At 69.1% G+C, this 1,552-nt stretch carries 1 protein-coding gene; it reads left to right on the forward strand.

Annotated features, from left to right (window positions below; translation table 11 throughout):
• Positions 1 to 161 precede the first annotated feature (161 nt).
• Complete coding sequence (locus tag ACFWJW_RS37585; RefSeq protein WP_387249893.1) at positions 162 to 1,397, forward strand: epoxide hydrolase family protein; 1,236 nt, start codon at positions 162 to 164, stop codon at positions 1,395 to 1,397.
• Positions 1,398 to 1,552: the final 155 nt, after the last annotated feature.

A 1,552-nucleotide genomic window follows, 5' to 3' on the forward strand; every position in this document is an offset into this window, starting at 1 on the left:
GTGTGTGGGACTGCTTCGCTTTACGTCCCACACACCGGCCCCTCCGGCCCGTCCCCTCCCGTGGGGGGAGTTGGTGAAGGTGGGTGGGGGCCGGCCGCCGTTAGCTGTTCGGTCCCGGAGGCTGACGACACCGCTTCCCCTGACCCAGAAGGAACCACGCCATGACCACCCCGCGCGCCTTCCCCCTGGAGCCCGTCCCGATTCATGTGTCCGACGAGGTCCTCGGTGACCTGCGCGCCCGACTCGCCTTGACCCGTGCGCCGCTGGACGAGGGGAATGCGGACTGGTCCTACGGCGTCCCGGACAGCTATCTCCGTGAGCTGGTCGCCTACTGGCGGGACGGCTACGACTGGCGCAACGCCGAGGCCGCCATCAACGCCTACGCGCACTACCAGGTGAGCGTCGCCGGTGTCCCGGTGCACTTCCTGCGCAAGCCCGGCTGCGGCCCCCGACCGATCCCGTTGATCCTCACCCACGGGTGGCCGTGGACGTTCTGGCACTGGTCGAAGGTGATCGACCGGCTCGCCGACCCGGCCGCGTTCGGCGGTGACCCCGCCGACGCGTTCGACGTCATCGTGCCGTCCCTGCCCGGCTTCGGATTCCCCGGCCCGCTCACCGGCTTTCCGGACGTCAACTTCTGGAAGGTCGCCGACCTCTGGCACACCCTGATGACCGAGACCCTGGGATACGAGAAGTACGCCGCCGGGGGCTGCGACATCGGCGGGATCGTCTCCAGCCAGCTCGGCCACAAGTACGCCGACGAGCTGTACGGCATCCACATCGGCTCCGGGCTCCCGCTCGACTTCTTCAGCGGCCCCCGCGCCTGGGACTTCGCCCGGAATCGGCCCCTCACCGACGACCAGCCCGCCGACGTCCGCGCCCGCATCATCGAGCTGGACCACCGCGCGGCGTCCCACCTCGCCGTGCACATGCTCGACGGCGCCACCCTGGCCCACGGGCTGAGTGACTCGCCCGCCGGACTGCTCGCCTGGCTGCTGGAGCGCTGGAACGCCTGGAGCGACAACGGCGGCGACATCGAGTCCGTCTTCACCAAGGACGACCTGCTCACCCACGCCACGATCTACTGGGCGAACAACTCCATCGCCACGTCGATGCGTTACTACGCCAACGCCAACCGCTACCCCTGGACCCCCGCCCACGACCGCACCCCGGTCGTGCAGGCCCCGGTCGGCCTCACCTTCGTCACGTACGAGAACCCGCCCGGCATCCACACCGCCAACGACCGCATCCAGGCGTTCAAAACCGGCCCGCAGGCCACTTGGTTCAACCACGTCAACGTCAACGCCCACGACCACGGTGGCCACTTCATCCCCTGGGAAAACCCCCACGCCTGGGTGACCGACCTACGCCGCACCTTCCACGGCCGCAGACCCTGAACACCCCAACCCCCAACCCGACGCACTCGTCCGGCAACGGGGGCCAAACAGACCACCGACATGCACCCCCACCGGCCTTCTTCTCACCCACCCAACGGGAGGGGACGGGCCGGAGGGGCCTGGTGTGTGGACGTAAAGCGAAGCAGTCCACACAC

It is taken from the genome of Streptomyces sp. NPDC127097, assembly GCF_042724075.1.
Classification (GTDB): Bacteria; Actinomycetota; Actinomycetes; order Streptomycetales; family Streptomycetaceae; genus Streptomyces.